Source organism: Paenibacillus sp. sgz302115 (assembly GCF_056120445.1).
Window position 1 is genome coordinate 360,224 of record NZ_JBVYOK010000001.1, and the last position, 14,420, is coordinate 374,643.

Consider the following 14,420-nt stretch of genomic DNA (forward strand, 5'->3'; position numbering starts at 1 on the left):
AATCAAGAAATCCAAACATAACAGCGGCCGGAAGTCCAAACATTCCCGCAGTTACGCCGCGCCACTTTTCAACTTTTTCTTATTTCCCCATCCCCAACATCAATGCATCATTCCACCCATCCCACCAACAATCTCCGGATTGATCATGCCGAAGATCATCGCGACATGCGCTACGACCAGGAACCCGCTGATCAGGATGAAATGCAGCTTCAGCTTGCTTTCTTCACTGCGTTTGCGGGCGATGAGGCCGAGGTCCAGCAGCGCCAGCGGCAGCAGGAAGATCACTCCGCTCAAATAAAAGCTGACTGCCACCACATCGACCCAGGTATGCCATTCGCCATTTGCTGTGAGCGGGACAAAGGCTGTCGGGAACAGATAGAGAAACACTCCGGTAAAATACAACCCCGCCAGTATACTGCATACACGGTTAAAGGCTCTAAGCGGCCCGTTCAGATTTTTGGTGAACAGAATAACAAACTCGGTGACCGTAATGGTCTCTGCGAAAATAACGGGAATCGCCATAAAAAGAATCAGGTTCCACGGCTGATTATCCGCAAGCAGTGACATGTAGTGCGTCATGTTCATGTTAGTTCCTCCAATAGATTAATTAACGTACAGAGTGATGTTATGAAAAAAGTATGTGGAAAGTATGTAGTTTCACAGGTATGATTGAAAAAACTGCAGAAGAGGCAGACACAATTGATTTTGGAGGGAGCAAGGCGAAGGATATGGGAAGATTGCAGAATATTTTATTTGATTTGGATGGCACCTTAACGGATCCTAAAGAAGGAATTACCAAAAGCGTAGAGTACGCGCTGGGCAAGTTCGATATTGCCGTGGAGCATCTGGACCAGCTTCAGACTTACATCGGTCCGCCATTATATGATTCATTTGTAGAAATTCAAGGCTTTACCGCTGAAAATGCACAGAGGGCGGTTGAATTTTACCGTGAGCGCTACAGCACCTTGGGGATGTACGAAAATGCGGTGATCCCCGGCATCCCGCAATTGCTGGAGGAGCTGCAGGACAGAGGCTTGAACCTGTACGTGGCAACTTCGAAGCCGACGGTTTTTGCCGAAGAGATTCTCCGGCATTATGGCTTGGACGGATTCTTCAAGTATGTAGGCGGGAGTAATCTGGATGGGACCCGCTCCAAGAAGAAGGAGGTTATTCAGCACGTGCTGGACGAGAATCATATTCCTCTAGATGAAGCGCTGATGATCGGGGACCGCGAACATGATATTATCGGCGCCAAAGCCTGTGGCCTGCCGTCTATCGGGGTTATGGTCGGGTATGGCTCGGAGGAAGAACTGCGAAGTGCCGGTGCAGATTATATCGCGAACAATGTGGAGGATATAGGTAAGATTATTTCTCGCTTAACGTAAAAAATATTAACATCACCTAAATCATCCTTCTATTTCTCGCTGAAACGGATACCTGAAAGCGATACAGAGTATCGCTGCTTCGGAAGCATAGGCTTCTTTTAAGGACGGCGAAGCCGTTTCTGCTTGGCGGTTGACTTTTGTTCAAGGAGTTCAGTATTATGTAACCAGCAACACCATATTCAAGGCGATGACCAAAGACATGATATCCTACGCGGACTGGCCAGAGACAGAAGTGAAAGGTGAGAGCTTCTTACAGAGACCGGCAGGATGTTACCCCTTTGCAGCCGTGGCACTGAACCCTCCCTGCTGTTAGGGCGGCTGTAAATGCCACCGACTTATCCCCGATAACGGATACCAATGAGGATTCTGTGTATCGTCTTCCGCCTGAACAGCCGGGAGGCCAGATGATCGCAGATCAAATTAGGGTGGAACCACGAGCAGAACGCACTCGTCCCTTTCCGGGAAGAGATGCGTTTTTTTGCGTTCACTAATCCAAACAAACCCTAAGAATTGGAGGCCACAATCATGGAGATCAAAGCAGCACTGCCGGATGGAACAATCAGGAGGTATGCACGCGGCACCACAATTGCCGAAGTTGCGGAATCAATCAGCATAAGTCTGAAGAAGCAAGCTGTAGCCGGTAAAATCGACGGCAGGCTCGTTGACTTTTATCAGCCGATTGAGCAGGACAGCCTCGTTGAAATCGTATTGGAGGGTAGTCCGGAGGGACTGTCCATCCTTAGACACAGCACTGCACATGTAATGGCTCAGGCCATCAAACGCATATACGGAGACCGCAAGGTCAAGCTGGGCATCGGTCCGGTAATCGAAGACGGCTTTTATTATGATATTGATATTGAGAAACCATTGTCTGCAGAGGAGCTTGCCGCTATCGAGCAGGAGATGAACAAGATTGTGGGGGCCAATCTGCCGATTGTCCGGCGGGTGGTCAGCCGCAGCGAAGCGCTTGCGCTTTTTGAAGCACGGGAGGAACCCCTGAAGCTGGAACTGATCCATGACCTGCCGGAGGAAGAAGTAATCAGCCTGTATGAGCAAGGCGAGTTCACAGATCTGTGTCGGGGGCCGCATTTGGCATCGACTGGAGGGATCAAGGCATTCAAGCTGCTGAGTGTTGCCGGTGCTTACTGGCGCGGTGATTCCAATAACCAAATGCTGCAGCGCATTTACGGAACGGCCTTTCTGAAGAAAGATCAGCTCGAAGAGCATCTGCACATGCTGGAAGAAGCAAGGAAACGCGACCACCGCAAGCTGGGCAAGGAGCTAGAATTGTTCATGTTCTCTGAGGAAGCGCCGGGAATGCCGTTTTATTTGCCGAAGGGCATGGTTCTGCGTACAGAGCTGGAGAATTTCTCACGCGGACTGCTGCAGGTTCACGGTTATGAGGAAGTCCGCACACCGCTGATGATGAACAACCGGATGTGGGAGCAGTCAGGGCACTGGGACCACTACAAGGACAACATGTATTTTACTCAGGTGGATGAAACGAAATATGCGCTCAAGCCGATGAATTGTCCGGGGCATATGCTGATCTTCAAGAACAGCCTGCGCTCCTACCGGGAGCTGCCGATCCGTCTCGCCGAGTTCGGGCAGGTGCACCGGCATGAATTTTCGGGCGCGCTTAACGGGATGATGCGGGTGCGCACATTTTGCCAGGATGATGCCCATCTGTTCGTCCTTCCAGAGCAAATCGAAGTTGAAATCGGCCGTGTGCTGGAGTTGATCGACTACATCTACAAGGTGTTTGGCTTCGAGTACAAGGTCGAACTGTCCACACGTCCCGAGGATTATATGGGGTCGGAAGAGCTATGGGATAAGGCGGAGCAATCGCTGCAAAAAGTGCTGGAGAACAGCGGCATCCCTTATCGGCTGAACGCGGGAGACGGTGCTTTTTACGGGCCGAAGATTGACTTTCACATCCAGGATGCGCTGAAAAGAAGCTGGCAATGCGGGACGATTCAGCTGGATTTTCAAATGCCGGAGAAGTTCGATCTGACTTATATCGGCGAAGACGGCCAGAAGCACCGTCCGGTGGTCATCCACCGTGCTGTTTACGGTTCAATTGACCGGTTCATGGGGATTGTGACTGAGCATTACAGCGGCGCTTTTCCGCTCTGGCTGTCTCCGGTGCAGGTGAAGCTGCTGCCTGTGTCCGGGAATTACGCCGATTATGCTTTTCAGGTCAAACAGTTGCTTCAGGAAGCCGGAATCCGCGCCGAGCTTGATCTTCGGGAGGAGAAGCTGGGCTATAAGATCCGCGAAGCGCAATTGGAGAAAGTGCCCTATATGCTTGTGCTCGGCGAAAATGAACTCAGCTCATCCACTGTTTCGGTGAGAAAGCGGGCTGAAGGTGATCTGGGCTCAATGCCTGTGGAAGCGCTCCTGGAGCAGATTCGCCGTGAGCTTGCGGCCAGACTATAAACATCTGACTTACCTGATCTTCAGGCCATTCAGAATGCTTTTCCACAGATGATCATTATCGTGAAACATATCCTGAACCTCTGGAATTTGCAAAGCGCACACATTGTCGAATGGCCAGGGAGTTTCGATGATTCCAGCAACAGGAGCATGATTAATCACTAACAGATTGAAACTTCCGGGTACCATTCCGCTTAACACAGACAACAGCTCGCCAGTTTCATGAATGGTTCCTTCGGTACGAATGAACAATAGCTTGCCGGAGCCCGCCAGGGTTTCCAGGAACCGTGGAACGCGGCGGTTAACCTTCGCTCTAAGTTCAGGAAAGCTGTTAAGTTGTTCTGGTGTATTATGAGTCAATGGAAAGTCATGATGAGAAAAAATATGATAGGCTGCATCCTTCACGATGTAGCATTTAGCCTTCTGGTTGATTCCGGTAATGCTGAGATTGGGAAACTCCATGAACTGAGAGAAGCGATTGCGAAGCAAATTGCTCACGCCTGCCAGAATCGGTGATTCCATCCAGTCGATTACGCCGCCCATTGTTCTTAACATTGCCCGGGACAACTGGTCTGCCGCCAGGCAATTGTGACCCAGACTGAATATGTTGTCGTAAGTACCGTTAATTTCATTTAGAAGCACGCTAATCCCCCCTCAGATATTTACTGTTATTAAATGGCTAAGGGGGTCAAAACGATTGGACGATAACACATTATAGGATTAAGAAAGACAGTTATACCGTACAAGAGATGGGTTAACCACATATTATGAAATGTTATCATGTTCATAATATGTATGGGGCGGTGGGATTGATGGTGAAAGTATCGGTACTCTTGCCCGTGTATAACTCTGAGCGTTATATCGGGGAGGCCGTCCATAGTATTTTACAGCAAACGTACCAGGATTTCGAAATCATCATTATTGATGACGGGTCGACTGATGGAACTTTGAAGAAGATTCAAAAAATCAAGAGCGAGAAAATCAAGCTGACCTCTCATCAGGAAAATATTGGATTAGTTCGGACTTTGAATGAAGGACTCTCTTTATGTACCGGTAAATATATTGCCAGAATGGACGGTGACGATATCGCTCTTCCCAACCGGTTTGAACGCCAAGCGGCATATATGGAGGCCAATCCTGATGTTGGTGTTTGCGGGGGGCAGGCTTTGTTGATGGGCAGTAATATAATCACGACTAAGCCTTTGAGTCACGAGGAGATTAAGTGCTGGCAATTATTTCACTGCACCTTTATACACCCTACCGTTTTTATCAGGAGGTCTGTTCTGGATGGGCATGGGATGAGATATCTTCCTTTTGCCCATGCCGAGGATTATGAGATTTGGAACCGGCTGGCAGAAGTTACCCGATTAGTAAAACTTTCGGAGGTACTCCTTCATTACAGAGTTCATACAAACCAGGTTTCGAATATGTACAATAGTCTGCAGGAACAAAGTGCAGAGCTCATCCGGAGACAACAATTAAATCAGCTGGGTGTATATCCATCCCATGAGGAATATTTGGTTCATCTGGATTTTAGCCGCTTTAGCATCCGGGTGCATGAGTACGACTATTATATGAAAGCTTTGGCATGGGCGCATAAAATACTCGAGGCAAATTTACAGGTACAAAAATACGACCAAGAAACATTAAACACGGTGTTGTCTATATGTTTTCATTTATCAGCGTAGGTTCTTTTGATAGCAAGTTTCCTAACCCATATTCTACCCTTCAGTGGGCAGATGTGGGTTTATTTTATTTTGCAGATAGAGAGATTTAAGTTACAAATAGACTGTTTCATTATATAGTTAATGGAGCAGTCTTTATTTTATAAAGGAGGCAAGAAGCAAGTGCAGCAGCAAACTATACAAGAGTTGAAGGGCAGCTTTATCCGTCTCGTTCCTATGGAAGAAAGTCATAGGCCAGAGCTGGTGGAGCTGCTCCAAAATCCGCAAATCTGGGAATTTACCTGGCGCAAAATATCTACAGTCGAACAAGTGAATGAGTTAATCGAAACTGCACTAGCCAATAAAGAGAATGGTTCGGAAATTCCTTTTGTCATGATTGAACGATCTTCGGGGAAAGTAATCGGTACCTCGCGGATCAAGAATCTGGACCAGACCCACCGCAATGCGGAGATTGGCGGTACTTGGATATCACCGGATTTCTGGAGAACTTCGGCCAACACGGAATCGAAGTCACTTTTGCTGCATTATTGCTTTGAAGAGCTTGGACTTATTCGGATTGATTTCTCTATTGTAGGAGATAATCTGAGATCGCAAAGAGCGATTGAGCGGATAGGCGCTGTACGTGAGGGTGTGCTGCGCAAGCACAGAATTACATCTGACGGCAAGGTTTTGGATAACGTGCTGTACAGCATCATCGACGACGAATGGCCTGCTGTAAAAGCCAATTTGCACTACTTGCTTAATGTGAAGTATGTATGAGGATGGGGGCAACGCTTTGAATAAAATAGTAAAGCTGAACGCAGGGATTCTCACGGCATTTCTGCTGCTGCAAAATGTACTATGGGGTCAGGGCACGGCGTCCGCAGAACTATCCACTTCGATTACAGGTGTTAAGGCTGTGGGCGTGGGAGTTCAGTCAACTAAGGGTCTTATTTCCTTAAAGGGAACTGTTAACGGTAATTTGCCCATACACATGTGGATAAAAATCGCAGAGGGTGGTAAGCTGAGCGGCAGCTATTATTATGATAAGTACAAAAAAACTATTAATCTCACGGGATCTGTTAATGGCAGCTATGCAGAGTTTAGTGAAGTGGATGCCAAAGGCAGTATAACAGGAAGCTTTGAAGGCTGGTGGCTGCCGGATACCGGTTTTATAGGTGCTTGGGTCAGCCCGGACCGTGATAAGCAGCTGCCGGTTCAAGCGCTGACGTCAAGTGCGGCGGGCATCAAGGCACCTACGGCTGCAGATTGGAGCGGGAAGTGGAACAGTGTGAAGCAGACTGCTTTCAGTGGCGCTTCCGTAGAAATCAAGAAAGTAACTAAGAACAAGCTAACTTTTACAATTGATGCTTATGATGGTGCACATACCGGCTTAGTTGAACAAAAGGAAGCATTAATACACAATCGGATGGTTACTTATAAACTGGAAGATGATTCGATTGTTATGTTGTATCTTGCTCCAGGCAAAAAGCTGTATGTTGTTAGTCCTTACCCGGTAACGGATGCCGGAGCAGGAGTAACTTTTACAGGCGAGTATTACAAGGGCCCGGCCAAAACTATCAATTCCACTCTTAAGGATCTGGGAGTATTCAAATCGGCTGCTGAAGATAATGCATTTCGTAAAATAGCAGCGAATGATTATGGGCTGTTCACCTCCTGCATGCAGCTTTTATCTCCAGAGGAAGACCTGGATGGATACAATGCTGAGGTAACAAGCGGTGGAATTCGCGGACTGTTTACCCTGCGGGAAGCTATTATCATGCATGATTCTAAAGGAAACTACTGGGCGGCTGTGATCAACGATGATGAAGTCTTCTTCTATACTAACGTACCCAAGACTACCAAGCTGCCTAAAACAATCGACGCCTGGAGGCAACGCTTTTCCGAATACAAGGTAGTTTTTAAGAGCAATTAAATGATATAATAGAAACATATATTCCCCAAAAGCTGAATTTAATCCGAATTTCCTAACCCATATTCCACCCTTCATGGGGCAGATATGGGTTTATGTTATTTTGTGGGGCTTCCCCAGGAAGTTCTAAATTACGAAGTGATGGCGAGGTTGGCGTGAAGCATGAATTGGAGTGATTTTGGAGAACGGAATCGGCGGCTCAATCCCTTGTGGACGTTGGGTGCGGGGATGAATCTCGGCGAGCTGCAGCCCTATAAGGAAATGATTGCGCTCAGCGTGCTGCTGCAGGTCTATTATCTGGAGCTGGAATCGAGCGAGCGCAGAGCCAGGGAAGATATTGTGGAACTGGCCTGGAGTTCACTGGAACGGTTCAATATTGTAAGGCTCGGCACTGCCGAGTCCGTGGAGCGGCTGGTAGATGGGCTGCTGTGGAGCGGGAGCGGCGGGGATTTTGAAGCCTACTATTATGATGATAGTTCCCGGCAGATGGCTGTGCAGAAATACAAATATTTCACTGTAGATGAGGATGCCACGCGCACAAGCTGGGAGGAGAGCGGCAAAACGGTCTACCGGCTGTCGGAGTATGCGATGGAGCTGATCTTCATGAGCCATGAGATCATTGAAGAATTCCAGATCAGCATTAAGCTGCTGGAAATCCAGATGCATATCAAGCACGGGCGGGTCACACGCGCGCTGCAGGATGTGGGTGAGCTGATCTCACGGGTGCGGAAGATGACCCAGCAGCAGCAGGAATACCGCAATGCGCTGCGCCGCAATCCGAAGCATATGTTCAGCGAATACGGTGTGCTGCGGCATCAGCGGCTGGAGGATATTCATCAGCAGTTCGACGAGGAGCGCAAGCATTTCGATAATATCCACCGCTCGCTCGCCCGGCTGGCCAATGATGAGAAGGATGTAATCGACTTCAATGAGCTGCGCCAGCTTTCAGAGCGGGTGGAGCTGTCCAGGCGGGTGCATGATGAGCTGGCCGAGGTGGTGCTGAGCATTTTTGAGGCTGAGACGAATCTGCGGCTGAATTTCCCCGAGCTGTTCTGGGGGGCCGCAGGCTTCAATTTCCGCACCAACGTCTGGGAGGAATGGGTCAAGACAGAAGGTCTGCCGGATGGGGACAGCCTTGAGCTGCTGGTCAGCGGACTGTTCACGCCCAGCCAGGACTTTATCTATCCGCTTGCCTGGGCGTGGGAGGAGCAGGATGTCGGCTTTCTGCCTGAAGATGTTATGGACGAGCCGGATGAAGCCGGAGAAGAAGAGAGCGTTCCTTATACCCCCAAGTCGATTCCCTGGCCGCGGGTTACCGGGCTTTGGCTCCCTGTCTTTACGGGACTGGCCGCACATGGGAAATTTACATTTTCCGCGGAAGCATTTACAGAAGAGGAACAGCGGATGTGGTCACACACGCCGGATGCTGTTGATTTGTGGGTGCAATTTTTCCACACGGAGATTACGGTATTGGAACAGGGAGAGGACAGTCAGAGCGGAGCGGCGGACGAATGCCAGAAATTAATCCAGCGGCTGCTGGCTGAACGGCCGGAGCTTGAGGTGCTGCGGGGCAAGCTGCTGCGGACAACCATACAGAGCGGCGAAAGCGTCGTCTGGCCCGGTCTGGAAATGAGTCCTTATACCATTACTATAGTAGAGAGGTGAGATGATACAGCATGAGCTATTCACTGGAACAATTGCAGATGGCTTCGCGGCTGTTTTTTGATTTGCTTCGCCGGAAGGTTATATCGCTAGATGATCCTGCGGCTGATGAATGCCTGCAAGACCCGGGGGCTTACGACGCACTTCAATATATGGCCAAGGAAGGGGGCTGCCGGATTATGAATTCCGGACACCGCCTGCATCTGCTAGTCAATCCGCTCGGTTCGGGGTTTGCCACGAACTTTACGCAATTGCGGAATAAATATACACGTATTGAGCGCAAAACCCATTTACATATTATCAACATCATCATTTTGGTGTTTCTGGCCGAGATGGATCAGGATGAGCACCATTTCAAGCCGGGACAGGACAGCATGTCCTATATTCAAATCTCTGACCAGGTATCCTCGCTGTTTCAGGCGTGGATTGACATGGATGGCGAGGGCGGATTCAGCAAGCAGTGGCGCCTGGATATTCAGGCGATGCACAAGGTGTGGACCAGTCTCTACATGCAGACTAAGAGCCAAGAGGAAGGCGATTCCTTGTCCAGAGGGGCCGGCTCCCGGATCGGACTGATTCATGAGGGCATGAAGCTGCTGGAGGATGAACACCTGGTATTCATTTCAGAGAATGAGAAGCGGATCTTTCCGCGGGAAGAATTATATGAAAGAATGCGTTACCTGTACCATGATGTTGACCGTTATAAGGAGCTGAAGGCACTCATCGGCCACACCTTGGCAGAGAAGGAGGGGGAAGCCAATGCCGCGTATTGAACGAATCCGGATTGCCGGACTGAAATATGAGAAAATGCTCAAAAAATATGACGATATGGTCCTTGATCTTAGCAATGAGGAGGGGCCGGCCAATACCCTGATTACGCTGATGAACGGCGGCGGCAAGGGGGTGCTGCTGCAATCTATTTTCCAGTTGCTCATTCCCAAGGCGGCTTGGGGCAAGGATAACGAGAACCAGGTCGAGGCTTTTTTCCATAATCACAAAAAACAGCTAAAGCCCTACACCTTCCACGTAGCGATTGAATGGCGGCTCGACAACATTGAGCGTACGGAGTATATGACCACAGGTATCGCGATGACGGCTCACAGCTCGGTGGACCAACTAGAGATCAAGGTGGACTACCTGCTCTATGCGCTGCTGGAGTATGAGGAGCATGCCGAGCTTACGCTCTCGACACTTCCGCTGTATGATGCCGCTGCCGGAGGTCCGGTGAGTTTTGAGAGCATTCAGCAGTTTGTGCGCGACCGGCGGGGCGAGATTGTTACCTTCGGAAGCCACAGCTCGGATCTGAAAAAATATTACAATTTCCTGGCGGAGCGGGATATTCATATTGGCGAGTGGCGGAACATGCGGCGGATTAACGGCGAAGAGGGCGGGATTAAGGGCTACTTCCAGAAAAATGATGCTTTCACGAACCAGAATCTGTTCGAAAAGCTGATCATCCCCGAAATCGGCTCCAGCCTGAACGAAGGCCTGCCCGAACAGGAAGGCTCGCTCCAGAAGATGTTCATGGATGCGGCAATTGTTGCCCAGAGACTGCCAATGCTGGAGCAGCGCGAAAAAGCTTTTGCCGAGTTCACTACGCTTGCTGCACCATTATATGAGCTTGTCAAGCAGGGGACGGAGGCCGACCGGAGCTTTCAGGAAACGGAGCTTCAGGGGCGGCAAATCTATACAGTGATTCAAGACGAGCTGAAGATAGCCGAAGATGAGCGCCGCAGGAAGGCGGACGAGCTGGTCCGGCTGCATCAGGAAGCCCGGGAGCTGCGTTTTGAGGAAGATAATCTGAAATACTTGCGCAGCAAAGAGGAAATGGACCGGAAGCAGGAGGACTTCAAGCGGGTAAGCGATAATCAGGCCCGGGCCCGCCAGCGGCTGGAGGAGTCTAAGGCGAAGGAAAAGAGTCTTGAAGTCGCTCACTATCTGGCTAGACGCAAGGCACAAATCCGGCAGATTGAGCAGTGGCAGAAAGAGATCGAAGCCATCGAAGGGTCGCTTGAAATGAAGGAGCGGCAAGAGGTAATCCAAGCCGCGAAGGAGGAGCTGCGCAAGCAGTGGGAGCAGGTGTTCAAGCTGTGGCAGGGTCAACTGTCTATGTTCAGTCGGCGCCAGCAATCGTTGACCGCAGAAGAAGCGGGACTGCGCAAGGAACGGGAGAGCTTTCTGCTGGAGCTGGGCGGACTTGACAGCCGGATCAACGAGCTGACCAGCGCAATCCGCCAATATACCGAAGAGCTGGGGGCCTTCGCCTCCCGTCACGGGCAGGAAGCCGCCCATTCACCGGCTGCATCGCTGCAGCGGGCAATCCTTGCTGCCAGAGGCTTCACCGAGAATATCAGCAGCCTTCAAGAGCAGCGGAGGACTGCTGAAGAAGACAGGCTGAGCCTGCATAAGAAGCATACCCAGCTTAGCGAGAAGCTGCTGGGACAGGAGCAGCAGACAGGCGAGCTAAGAGCGCAGCTTGAATCACAAATGAGCAAGGAATCGCAGCTCTGGTCGCAGCTTGTGGTGCTGCTGGAAATGTATGAGGAGCATAACCGTCTTGGTGCAACGGCATTATTTGAAGCAAGATCTGCGGTTCAGGAGCGCTTCATACGCCGGCTGGATGAAGCGGAGGTGCAGACGAAACGGCTCAGGAGAGACTACTATAACCAATTGCTGGATGTTGAGCTGCAGCATGAGGCGTACTGGCTGCCGAACAGCGACATCCTGACGGTAAAAGACACGCTGGATTCGCTGAAGATCAGCTCCATGCTGGGCAGCGCCTTCCTGAACGATCAGCCCTACCTGATCCGTGAAGAAGAGCTGGAACGGCATCCGCTGTTACCATACGGGCTTATTCTGACCGAACGTGAAGCTGCCAAGCTGCAGCCGGATCTTCTTAAGGAGCTGCTGCTGAAGTCGGCTGTCCCGCTTTTTGTCCGTGAACAGATGGGCCAGATGGCTGTCCAGCCGTTCCTGCTTCCCGATAGCCAAGGTCCGTTAATGGTTCTGCAGCCGGACCGTTTTCTGGAGTGGAAGCAAGGAATCGCAGCGAGACTGAAGGAGCAGGAAGCCGAGCTGCAGGATGCGGAAGGCTATCTGGCGAAGCTGAAATCAGCGCGGCAGGAGTATGAGCGTTTATTTCAGGGCGAGCATACGGTTAGCCTGAAGGCCAAGCTTACAGAAATGGAAGCTCTTCAGCATGAGCTGCGCGAGAGCTTGAGCGGACTGAACGCGGAGATCAGCCGCAATGAAGAGTCTATTGCCGCCATCGCAAGAGAATTGGCTGATTGTGAAGCCGATAAGGCGGAGCATGAAGCCAGAGTACTCGCCCTGCGCGAATGGAATGAACGGACCAGGAAGCAGGAGCAGGATTACAAAGACAAGCAAACAGCCCAGGACCGCAAAAGCTATCTCAGCAAAGAGAGCGCCGGCAAGGATCAGCTGCTTGCCCAGATCAAAGCGGAGCTGGAGAGTACCGCCCGGGAGCGGGAAAAGTGGGTCGGCGACACGAAATACTCGCTTTTCCCAAGGCTCCAGACCTGGTTTCCTGAGCTTGTATTCCCTAGCGAACAACCGTCTGCAAGTGATAACAGAACGGAACCGGCAGGAGCCGCTCTTGCAGCTGACGTTCAGGATCGGCTGCTGCAAACCTTAAGCACTGTGGAGAGCCTGCAGCAATCCTTGAGCCGCAATGAGCTTGAGATCCGTACCCGTGCCGCGCAGATCAAATCAGCCGGTGAGCAGATGGCAGAGCTTGAAGCTGCGGTGCAGCAGGTGGATTCCAATTGGCGAAGTGTGCCGGAACCGGAGGATACCCCGGACTTCATCATGTCGGCCAAAGCGCGGCAGAAGAGCGATACTGCCATACTGGACGAGGATTACCAGCATATCCGCGATTCTTTTATCCGCTGCCAGACCGAGCTGGAGCAGCTGCAGAAGCAACTGCTCAAAGCTGAGAAGTCGATTAAGGAGAAGCATGAGCGGACAGTCGAGCTGTGGCATGAACCCCTGGATCAGAAAGCGCACGAGATTGAAGCGCGTTCCCGGAACAATGAGCATTTGCTGAATGCTTGCAAGCAAGCCATATCTGCAATGGACCAATGGCTGCAGACTCTTGCCAATCAGAGTAAAATTATGGATACCCATGTAGAAGGCCGGGTACAGCTCCGGGATGTGCCGGATGAGGTGCTGCAACAGGTAAAAGAGGAATGCGAGCCGCTCGTCGCCGATTGGCTGCTCCGCAGCAAGGAGAGCCGCAGCGAACGGGGCGAAATTGCGCGCAAAGTCAAGGAAGAGAAGAATGCCTTAAGCGGCAAGCTGGCCAAGAGCGGCTGGAATGCCGAACTGGAAACGAAAATCCAGGACCGGCTGAACACCGTACACTGGGAGGACTTCTCCATTGCCCTTCAGGTGCTGGATTCTATGCTTCAAAGCTCGCGCGACCAGATTGAGAGCATCCGCAGCGACAAGGAAGGGATGGAGCTGTCCCGCAAGCTGTGGGTTGGCCGCGCCGCCAAACGGGTTGTGCAGATTGTAGACATCCTGAGACGCATGGAGCGCCGGATGATCATTCACAATGAGAACGGCTATGCGTTTCCGCTTGTGCGGCTGAATTACAAGAATATCAGCGTGCCGAAGACCACCGATGATATCGAGCCATTGGTCAGTGAATATTTCAACCGCTGTATTTCCAGCCTGCTGGAGAAGTTCCCGAAGATTGAACAGGCTCCGGCTGCTGCGGTCAAAGATCTGATCAGTGACGGCAAAATTGTCTACGCCGCGCTGCAGAACCGCTTCCCTGTGCTTCAGGTCTACAAGCCTGTGACGGAGAACTATTTCCTCTATGCGGAGCCTGAGGAATATCACTACTCCGATTGGGAAGTCATCAACCGCGGGGCGCTGGATGAAGCGGTCGGCAGCGGCGGACAGCGCCAATCAGTACAACTGCTGGTGGCGATGATGATCATGACGCATAAACGGGTCAACCGCGAGAACAAGGGCTGGACGGTTTTTTTATACGATAATCCATTTGGTGAAATGGTCTCCAATAACGTGCTTGATCCGGTATTCGAAATCTCCAAAGCTCTTAAGTTCCAATGGCTGATTGTAACACCGCCGGAGCTGGTGAAGAACGATGTCAGCGTACGCTTCGGCGTCTACTGGCAGCTCTATTTTGGAGGAGAAAAGGGTGAAATGCTCGAATCGACACTTATCAAGGGCGGTCGCAAGCTGATTCCGGCTTCATTATTCTAAATTCGACAATTTACCAAACTGAAACCTTTAATCTCTCAATATCGTCTATGATGGGGTATGTGGGTTAACACCCGATTCTATTAACAG

General features: G+C 50.7%; 10 protein-coding genes. 8 read left to right on the plus strand and 2 right to left on the minus strand.

Going from position 1 to position 14,420, the window contains the following annotated elements; all coding sequences use genetic code 11:
* Window positions 1-99 precede the first annotated feature (99 nt).
* Window positions 100-585, minus strand: a complete 486-nt coding sequence (locus tag AC0LWN_RS01620) for a DUF6803 family protein (RefSeq protein WP_458965356.1) — start codon at window positions 583-585, stop codon at window positions 100-102.
* 80 nt (window positions 586-665) lie between these two features.
* Between AC0LWN_RS01620 and AC0LWN_RS01625 the strand changes: the two genes are divergently transcribed.
* The gene (locus AC0LWN_RS01625; protein WP_474662902.1) at window positions 666-1,385 is read left to right on the plus strand and encodes an HAD family hydrolase; all 720 of its coding nucleotides are present in this window, start codon (window positions 666-668) and stop codon (window positions 1,383-1,385) included.
* A 525-nt stretch (window positions 1,386-1,910) separates the two neighbouring features.
* Window positions 1,911-3,824: a threonine--tRNA ligase gene (gene thrS / locus AC0LWN_RS01630; RefSeq protein ID WP_474662904.1), complete on the plus strand. Its 1,914-nt coding sequence runs from the start codon at window positions 1,911-1,913 to the stop codon at window positions 3,822-3,824.
* Window positions 3,825-3,833: 9 nt separating this feature from the next.
* Here thrS and AC0LWN_RS01635 read toward each other — a convergent pair whose 3' ends face one another.
* Window positions 3,834-4,463 (minus strand): DUF1796 family putative cysteine peptidase, encoded by a 630-nt coding sequence (locus AC0LWN_RS01635; RefSeq protein WP_474662905.1) that lies wholly within the window; start codon window positions 4,461-4,463, stop codon window positions 3,834-3,836.
* A gap of 170 nt (window positions 4,464-4,633) precedes the next feature.
* Here AC0LWN_RS01635 and AC0LWN_RS01640 point away from each other — a divergent pair, with 170 nt between their 5' ends.
* The 6 genes from AC0LWN_RS01640 to AC0LWN_RS01665 all read left to right on the plus strand — a co-directional run bounded on the left by AC0LWN_RS01640 (window position 4,634) and on the right by AC0LWN_RS01665 (window position 14,333).
* Window positions 4,634-5,509 (plus strand): glycosyltransferase family 2 protein, encoded by an 876-nt coding sequence (locus tag AC0LWN_RS01640; RefSeq protein ID WP_474662906.1) that lies wholly within the window; start codon window positions 4,634-4,636, stop codon window positions 5,507-5,509.
* Between the two features lie 159 nt (window positions 5,510-5,668).
* Window positions 5,669-6,265, plus strand: a complete 597-nt coding sequence (locus AC0LWN_RS01645; protein WP_474662907.1) for a GNAT family N-acetyltransferase — start codon at window positions 5,669-5,671, stop codon at window positions 6,263-6,265.
* Window positions 6,266-6,281: 16 nt separating this feature from the next.
* Complete coding sequence (locus tag AC0LWN_RS01650; RefSeq protein ID WP_474662908.1) at window positions 6,282-7,421, plus strand: hypothetical protein; 1,140 nt, start codon at window positions 6,282-6,284, stop codon at window positions 7,419-7,421.
* A gap of 159 nt (window positions 7,422-7,580) precedes the next feature.
* Complete coding sequence (locus tag AC0LWN_RS01655; protein ID WP_474662909.1) at window positions 7,581-9,083, plus strand: hypothetical protein; 1,503 nt, start codon at window positions 7,581-7,583, stop codon at window positions 9,081-9,083.
* 11 nt (window positions 9,084-9,094) lie between these two features.
* Window positions 9,095-9,853 (plus strand): DUF6063 family protein, encoded by a 759-nt coding sequence (locus AC0LWN_RS01660; RefSeq protein ID WP_474662910.1) that lies wholly within the window; start codon window positions 9,095-9,097, stop codon window positions 9,851-9,853.
* On the plus strand, window positions 9,840-14,333 hold the full coding sequence (locus tag AC0LWN_RS01665; protein WP_474662911.1) for a coiled-coil domain-containing protein: 4,494 nt from the start codon (window positions 9,840-9,842) through the stop codon (window positions 14,331-14,333). Before AC0LWN_RS01660 ends, AC0LWN_RS01665 begins: the two co-directional genes overlap by 14 nt.
* Window positions 14,334-14,420 lie beyond the last annotated feature (87 nt).